General features: G+C 49.7%; 10 protein-coding genes. All 10 read right to left on the bottom strand.

The annotated features are described in order from the left end of the window. A partial coding sequence (locus Q0257_RS01690; protein ID WP_298020776.1) for a hypothetical protein occupies positions 1 to 489 on the bottom strand: 489 nt, incomplete at its 3' end. Continuing rightward, positions 486 to 1,313: an ABC transporter permease subunit gene (locus Q0257_RS01695; RefSeq protein WP_298020779.1), complete on the bottom strand. Its 828-nt coding sequence runs from the start codon at positions 1,311 to 1,313 to the stop codon at positions 486 to 488. The genes Q0257_RS01690 and Q0257_RS01695, both read right to left, overlap by 4 nt. Before the next feature lie 764 nt (positions 1,314 to 2,077). After that, the gene (locus Q0257_RS01700; protein WP_298020782.1) at positions 2,078 to 2,758 is read right to left on the bottom strand and encodes a hypothetical protein; all 681 of its coding nucleotides are present in this window, start codon (positions 2,756 to 2,758) and stop codon (positions 2,078 to 2,080) included. After that, on the bottom strand, positions 2,742 to 3,380 hold the full coding sequence (locus Q0257_RS01705) for an ABC transporter ATP-binding protein (RefSeq protein WP_298020785.1): 639 nt from the start codon (positions 3,378 to 3,380) through the stop codon (positions 2,742 to 2,744). Before Q0257_RS01705 ends, Q0257_RS01700 begins: the two co-directional genes overlap by 17 nt. Positions 3,381 to 3,388: 8 nt before the next feature. Beyond that, on the bottom strand, positions 3,389 to 4,291 hold the full coding sequence (locus Q0257_RS01710) for a NapH/MauN family ferredoxin-type protein (protein WP_298020788.1): 903 nt from the start codon (positions 4,289 to 4,291) through the stop codon (positions 3,389 to 3,391). A 3-nt stretch (positions 4,292 to 4,294) separates the two neighbouring features. Next, complete coding sequence (locus tag Q0257_RS01715) at positions 4,295 to 4,741, bottom strand: cytochrome C (protein ID WP_298020790.1); 447 nt, start codon at positions 4,739 to 4,741, stop codon at positions 4,295 to 4,297. Then, positions 4,738 to 5,355, bottom strand: a complete 618-nt coding sequence (locus tag Q0257_RS01720; protein WP_298020793.1) for a hypothetical protein — start codon at positions 5,353 to 5,355, stop codon at positions 4,738 to 4,740. The genes Q0257_RS01715 and Q0257_RS01720 overlap by 4 nt, the downstream gene beginning before the upstream one ends. Beyond that, the gene (locus Q0257_RS01725; protein WP_298020796.1) at positions 5,352 to 6,155 is read right to left on the bottom strand and encodes a 4Fe-4S dicluster domain-containing protein; all 804 of its coding nucleotides are present in this window, start codon (positions 6,153 to 6,155) and stop codon (positions 5,352 to 5,354) included. Before Q0257_RS01725 ends, Q0257_RS01720 begins: the two co-directional genes overlap by 4 nt. Continuing rightward, positions 6,152 to 7,357 (bottom strand): nitrous oxide reductase family maturation protein NosD, encoded by a 1,206-nt coding sequence (locus Q0257_RS01730; RefSeq protein WP_298020799.1) that lies wholly within the window; start codon positions 7,355 to 7,357, stop codon positions 6,152 to 6,154. The genes Q0257_RS01725 and Q0257_RS01730 overlap by 4 nt, the downstream gene beginning before the upstream one ends. After that, on the bottom strand, positions 7,354 to 7,973 hold a 620-nt coding region (locus Q0257_RS01735), incomplete at its 5' end, for a cytochrome C (protein ID WP_298020802.1). The genes Q0257_RS01730 and Q0257_RS01735, both read right to left, overlap by 4 nt.

Raw genomic sequence — 7,973 nt, forward strand, 5'->3', positions numbered from 1 at the left:
AACATAAAACGCGTCCTGCGCCCGCAAAATTTCACCGCTTGCGTAATCGGTGACGTAAAGTTCCGCACCGCCGAAATTCGCATCAGTGGAATTTGCCTCGCCTAAATTGCCGCTAGCTTGATTTTTGCTCTCAGAATTCGCTCCAGCGGAAGCTCCGCTAAAATTTGCGCTCGAGCTCCCACTTTCAAAAAAATATGCAAACATTGCCTTGGGCGAAGCAAACGCTAGCGCGCTGCCGTCTTTGAGTCTTGCATAGGCGCGAAATTCAGGGTGCGCGCTAGTATCGATGCCATATTTGGCGCAGGTAAGATTTACGTCTTTGAGCCACGCAGGCTCGCGCACGCTTTTAGAATTCTGCGCCGAGTCGGAGCCCGTACTATCAGGCGTGCCTAAATTTTGTGCCGAGCCGGAGCTTTGTAGCGCGGAATTTTGTATCTCCGCCGCACTGTAAAGCGCTATAAATGCCGCTAAAATGAGTGGAAATTTCACGCCAAATCCTTTGATCTAAAGATAAAATAACCCAAAATCAGGCTTGCCGCGCCCAGCGCAATCGGATAGAGCAGCGAAAAGGCGATGAAAAGCCCGCGCCCGAAGTGATCTAGGATAAAATATGCCGTCGTACCGATGACCGCAAGATCGGGATCAAATAGGCTAATAGCGGCGATGCGGAAGTCCTCCATCGGGTTTGCTAGGGCGATCGCAAAGATCAAATTTTCGTTCACTCCCGTTTTTGCGAGCAGTCCGATCAGCACGAGATCCAAAAATGCAAGGCAGAAAAGCCAGACGAAAAACACGAGCCCAAGCCCCATCTCTTGGCTTTTTGAGACGGCGCAGATCAAAAATGCGATCCCTAAAAACGCCGCGCACAAGCTAAAAAGCAGCCCCGTATAAAGCAGGCAGATCGCCCACGGAATGCCCGTGCCTTTGATCGCGCCCCAAACGATCGCAAGCAGCAGCGACAAAAATATCGGCACGAACACTCCAAATAGCCTTCCCAGCGCCTTGCCGTAATAATACTGCGCCTGCGAGATCGGGAAGCTTAGCAGGTATTCTAAGATATTTAGGTCGCGATCGGCTAGGATCGCCTTGCTGGTGGTGACGAGCACGAAGACGGGCAGGATGATGATGCAGATCTGAATAAACAGCAGTAGCAGTCGCGAAAGCCCGCTAAAGCCGAGCACACGCGAGTCGGTCACCCCCGTGATGAAAAACGCCGCCACGAGCCCGCTAAAGATCAGCAGATAGAGCAAAAACCAGCGCGAGCGGAAGGACTCTTTGATATCCAAAGCGGCGATGGTGAGTAAATTTTTCATTCTTTTTCCTTTTTTGCGCCTCGGTGCGCTTTTAAATTTAGATTTCTCGCGCGGCTTAAATGCGCCGCCCGTCTTTAAATTTTAGCCTCATTTTGCAACGCGGATTTCGCGGCCTTAAATTTTGCCCGTCTAGCGTTTAGATGGGCGGCAAAATTTTATCCGCCGCTTGCGACTGCGCCTCGCGCATAAATTTTAAATTTACGGCTCGCTTGCGGCGCCTGCAAACAGCGCGTCGTTTGCTATCCACTATCCCTCATCTGCCGCAGTTTTAAAATTTAGCCGTTTAATGGAACTGCTTAAATTTCAGCTTCGTAAAATTTCAAAGCCGGGCGTATCTCGCGGCATAAAATTTTAAAATTCTAAAAATCCCGAAGCGGCGAATTCCGCGCCGGATAAATTTTAAATTTACGGCGAAATTTTAAACCGGAGCGTCCGCGTAAATTTTAATTCGGCAGAACGAAATCTCGCGCCATGCGTTAAATTTAGCCGCATCGCGAGATGAAATTTTGCGGTCGTTTTTTAAGCCTAGCTTTGCCTCGTGCCCGCCCGCGACCGCGAACCGCGCATAAATTTTAAATTTACGGCTCCGGTTCGCAGTGTGCTTAAACATCGCGTCGTTCAGCGTCGACTATTATCCGTCATTCACGACGCTGCAAAGTAAAATTTTATCTCATCTATGGCAGCGTGGGCGATGCGCTGAAATTTTACGTTTTAAATTTAGCGCAAAATCCTAGCCTTTTAAAATCCGTCTTAAGCAAACGGCCTTAATGCGCGTGCCCCGAATGCATATCGTGCGCCGTGCCGTTACTCTCGTGCATATCTCTCATATCGTGCGGCGCACCTTGAGAGTGAGCCGTGCTGCCCGCATCGCCGCCGCCCATATCATGCTTAGGCTCATTCATGCCGTGCTCTGCGGAGTGAGGGTCTTTCATGCCGCCCATATCGCCATGATCGTGCATACTTCCCATATTGCCGTGCGCATCGCGACCCATATCGCCCATTCCCATGCCGTGCGAGCCGCCGCCTGCTTTAAGCGCCGCGACTACTTGATCGAAGCTGAAGTCTTGCTTGCCCTCTTGCTTGTTTTTAAACGCACCCCAGCCGAACGACATAGGGGTTTTAAAGCCCTTGTAAAAATGCGCCGTGCGTGCGTCGATAAACTCGCCGTTGCCGCTAGCGTCATTGATGTAAATTTTGGCGTCCTTCAGCCAATTTAACTTGTCGTTGGTAACCATAAAATCCACCAAGCAGCCGATGTCGTCGAAGTAGTGGTTTTTGCCGTCCACGCGCACATCGACGCTGAAGCGGTTGTCGCTGATCGCCATCTGGCAGTGCTCGCATACGTCTCTGTCGTAATGGACGTTGCCGTAGTCCTTCTCGTCGCCGCAGCCTAAAAACGTAAGCGCCGCAAGCGCACAAAGCATAATTTTAAACATTTTTGTCATCTACGATCCTCCCTAGATCCATTGAAATCATTCTTTTTACCAGCCCTCCCACTTCCTCGAGCCTGTGCGAGATAAAGATCAAGCTCTTATCTTTTGCGTGGTTGTGCAAAAGCGTCTTAAAACGCTCGCGCGCGCTCGGATCGAGATTGGCGGTCGGTTCGTCGAAAATCATCGCCTTGCTAGATCTGCCGAATGCTAGCGCGATTAAGAATTTCTGCTTCATACCGCCGGATAGCTTATGAAATGGCTTGTTTAAATTTGAACTTAGATCAAGCTCCATTTCGTCGCAAAATTTTACGATATCTGCTCTGCTCGCATCCGCCGTGCACTCGGCGAAATAGATGAGCTCATTTAGACTCAGCTTAAGTGGCGGCGGGGTTTGCGGCACGAAGCTGATACCGCGTAGCGCGCGGCTGCGCTGCTTAAACGAATCAAATCCGTCGATAGCGACGCTGCCGCTTGTCGGTATGTATTCGCCTAAAATCGTCCGCATCAGCGAGCTTTTGCCTGCGCCGTTTTGCCCGACGAAAAGCACTTGCTCGCCGTCCGCGATATTTAGATCGATATCTTTTAAAACGAATTGATCTGCGAATTTCTTGCTTACGTTTTTAATCTCTATCATAGGCTTCCTTAGATCATATCTTTTAGCTTATTGCCGATGCTCAGTGCGTCTTGGTGACACACGTCGATACAGCGTCCGCATAGCGTGCAGTCTATCCCTTTTAACATAAATTTCGTCTTATCGCCTAGGTTTTCGGATGCCTTTTTTTTGGTGATATCCAGCACGTGCGAAACGAAGCAGACGTCTTGGCAAACGCCGCAGTGATCGCACCTACTCTTATCCCAAGTAATCTTGCTTAGGCTCGCTTTCGCCGCAAGCGAATAGGTGCTTCCTAACGGGCATAGATGAGTGCACCACGCTCGCCTGCTAAAAAACACTTCGAGCAAAAACACAAAAACGATCCAAAGCCCCGCCAGCGAGAAGCCATAGATGATGAGGCGCGATAAAATTCCAACTACGTTAAAAATTTCAAAAACGAGCAGGTCCGTAATAGCGCTTAGCGCTAAAAACGCCGCCCAGATCGCATATCGCATACCGCGAGGCAGGGCGCGCTCCTTGATGACGTGCTTTGAAATTAGCGTATTATGCAGCTTTTCGCCGATCTCGCTAAGCGCTCCGTAAGGGCAGATCCACGAGCAAAACGCCTTGCCGCCCGCGATGAAATAAAACAGCAAGATGGTGCCCGAGCCGATGAGAAGATTTGTCGGCAGATCCTTGTGCGCGGCGATCACCTCAAGAGTGGCAAAGGGATCTGCCAGGTGAAAGCCCAAAATACGTGAGCCGCTGATGTCTCCCTCTAAAATTTGAATATCCGCGCGAAAGGAAAGCACGAAAAGCAGATGCACCAAAAATACCGTGGCGTAGCGCAGAGCCCGAATGCTGGGGCGCAGTTTGCCACTTCTGTTTTTAAGCGCGAAGGTCGAGAAAAAGCTCGTATTTTTGATCGTGCATCGCGAATTATATTTATCCAAGACCTACTCTTTAAATTTTGAAATTTCATCCGCGAGCTTATCTAGACTCTCGTCGCTTACGTTGGTTAAAAGTCCGCTCATCAGGCTGTTTTTGATCTTGCCCGCTTTATAATCTTTGAGGCTTGCTAAAATTTGATCCTTGCTCTTGCCTCCGATCGGCGGAGCGATCTTGCCGCGTCCGTCGTCGCCGTGGCAGGGCGCGCAGCTTACCAGATAGGAGCTACTAACCTTAAAATCGCGCTCTTTGACGCTTTGCTGCAAAATTTTAATATTTTTTACGTCCTTATCGTCGATAAGATCGACGCTTTTGCTCTGCGGCGCTGGCTTTGTTTGTGCCTGCGGCTTGACTTCTTGCTGCGGCGCGCTAGAATCGTCCGAACTAGCCATAAAGATCATCAGCGCGATCAGTGCTACACCCAAAATCAAAGCTAAAATTTTGCCCGGTTTCATTTCTGCTCCTTAAATTGTTTGTTGAACTCGTAAATTTCTTTCGCCATCGTCTCTATCTGCTGCTCGCTCATGCCGTTTACGAGCTGTACCATAAGCGGGTTAGGCTTTTCTTTGAATTTATACTTTTTAATCATATCCACGATCTGCGCGTCGGTTTTATCCAGAAGCGACGGACCTATGATGCCATTGGCATAGTCGTCGTGACACGCCGAACAGCGCAGGATAAAATCATGTCCGAGGCGCTTTTTCATCAGATCGAAATTTAGCTTTTCATATTGATTTTTGATGCTCGAATACGCCACGATATTTTTGGTCGTTTCGTTCACGTCGCCGTTTAGGTTAAAATTTACCTTTCGCTCGCCGTAAAAATCGTAGCTTACGAACTTATCGTCCTTCTTGGGCGCTTCGCCGCTTTTAACGCTGATGCGAGGCTTTGCAGTATGATTTTGTTCCACGCTCTGCGATGCGGAATTTACACTCGCGGAATTCTGATCCGCAGAATTTTGCCCTGCAGAATTTGCGGCGGCGGAGCTTGAATCACCGTCATCTCCGCAGCCGCACAGCAAAAGCGCCGCAGCTAGCGAGCAGAGGTAGAATTTAATGGAGTTTTTCATTGTTTTCCTTCATAGATTGATTTGTAATCCGCCCGCGGGATTATCTCGATGATACGCGCCGGGCAGAGCTCTGCGCACGCGCCGCAGCCGACGCAAGCGCTACGGATCTGCGGGGCGAAATGCGCGCCCGCTTTTATCATAGCTATGGCATCAAATGGCTGCGGGTAAGGGCACAGCGACGCGCATAGATCGCAGGGTTTGTCCTCTTTCGCCGCCAGCGCTGAGTTTAGCTCGCGCTCCTGCTCGGTCTTGGCGGGCTTTGGGTGCAGATCGTCCGATTTTAAAACCTGCCCGCGATACGCCAAACAGGCATCTAAATTTTCAATCACGGCGATACCCATTTTAACCTTTTTAGGCTCGTTCGTCTCGTGGCTAAGCGCGCCGCTTGGACAGGCGAGCACGCAAGGAAGCGCGCCGCAAAGATAGCAGCCCCGCTCTTTCGCGTCGATAACGGGAGTGCCGATATCAAAAAGATGCGTAATATCGAGCAGATAGATGCTGTGATAGGGGCAGACCTGCACGCATTGACCGCACTTGATACAGCTAGAGCGGAAGCCTCGTTCCGCTAGCGCTCCGGGCGGGCGCAGATATAAAGAGGCGGAATTCCCGCTAGAATTTTGTTTTATGGAATTCGGCGCGGAATTTTGCCCCGCAGAATTTACGGAATTTTGCTCGTTTAAATTTTGCGCTTCACTGCCCGCGGAATTTGCAGAATTTTCATCCGCAAACAAGCTCGCTGCCCCGAGTGTCCCGAGCGCTCCGCCGAGTAGTTTTATCGCTTCGCGTCTATTCTTTATCATTGCCTCATCCTAGGTTTTGGATCTTTTAGCAGTAGCTCAGGCTCTGAAAACGGAGCGAGCTTGGAGATGAAATTTAAAAGCGCGATCCCGCTGGAGCCGTAAAAAAACCGCACGCTTGGCTTATGCGCCCAAAGTCTGTCGGCATAAGCATATGAGCTGTAGCTAACGTCGCCGTAACCGTCGCCGTCGCGGTCAAATCCGTCGTAATCGTCGAAGTAGTTACCACTCCATTCGTTTTCTAAAAGCTTGGATTGGGGCGTATCGTTTAGCACAATCTCCATATTGCCTTTAAATTTGTTGTCTTTAAAGATGCTTTTTAGCTGCGTGGCGTGGAATTGCACGCCGATACTGTTGTATTCGATATCGTTGTTTTCAAAAACGTTAAGCGAGCCCGGCTGGTAGGGGGATTGATCCAGATAAAATCCGCGGGCGTTGTAAACGACTTTATTATCCGTAACCCTGAAATTTGAGCTATCCTTCATACCTATGCCTACGCCGTAAGCGCCGTCTGCGTTGCGCACGACGTTACGTCTGGCGATATTATCGCTTGAAAACATAAAAAATAATCCCACGCTATTGCCGTCGTAGTAGTTATCCTCCACGACGTTATGCCCGGAGTTCATAAAGTGCAGCGAATAGCGACAACTGTGGCCTTTATTGCCTGCGACGAGATTGCCGTTTGAGAAGTAAAAAACGGTATCGCGGACGTTGTGGACGTCGTTATTTAAAATTTTATTGGCATTGGAATACCAAAGCTTGATGCCGTCGCCTTTAAAACTCGTGCGGTAGGTATTGCTTGAAATTTCGTTGCCCTCGATCGTTACGTCGTTTGCCTTGCTTAGCACGACGCCGTAGAGCACGTCTTTGATGAGATTATTTTTTATGATTACGCTGTTTACGTCGCTTACGTTGATCCCTGCATCCTCGCTAAGATGCTCGAAGCCTCCGTTTTGAATTGTTAAATTCTTGATTGTAACATGCGGAGAGCGGACGCGGATGACCGTTCCGTTGCGATCGCCTATGATCACGGCGGAGCGGTCTAGTCCGTCGATAGTAAGGGGTTTATCGATTAAAATATTGCCGTGGTACTCGCCCGCGGCTAGTTCTATAATATCGCCCGCTTTTGCGCTATAGATCGCGTCTTGAAGCTCGCCCGCGCCTAAGCTTAGCGCGAGCGAGAATGCTAGAAGCAAAAGCCTCATCTATGCTCTCGTAGGAATTTTTTCTTAGATAGTAGAGCTAACGCCGATAGCAGCGACAGGGCCAGCATCAGCCAAAAGCCAAGAGCCGGATATGAATGGGTAGTAAAATGCGCCACGCTGCCGTCGCCAAATGCTGTAGGCATAAAAGGCTTTATTTTAAACGCGCCCCAGTCTTGCAGGTTGTGCCCGAACCAATACAGCCAGCCCACGTAGCAGCCTATGAAGATAAGCGGCGCAATGATCGGCAGGATCATAAGCAGGGTCTGCCCCTTGCCATCATAGTACAAAAACGCAAGCATACCGATCGTAGCGATTATTAGATAATACGGCGATAGCGAGTGCTCGAGCGTGCCGCCGCGCCAGACGGGATACATGCCGATATAGTGATTTAGGGTATTCATCTCGCCGACATCGCCGCTAAAGCCGTCAACGTGGACGTAAAGTGGAATTCCATCAGGGAAGGCCTCCTTCGGATAGTTCGGTGCCTCGAGTGAAATTTTCCACACCGGTATGCTAGGTACGCCCACTTCAAATTTATGCTCCAGCATCGCGCCTAGATCATTTTTAACATCACTAGGAATTAGGTGATTTTTATACGATGCTTTCGTATAAAAAT

This window comes from uncultured Campylobacter sp. (genome assembly GCF_938018035.1).
GTDB lineage: Bacteria > Campylobacterota > Campylobacteria > Campylobacterales > Campylobacteraceae > Campylobacter_B.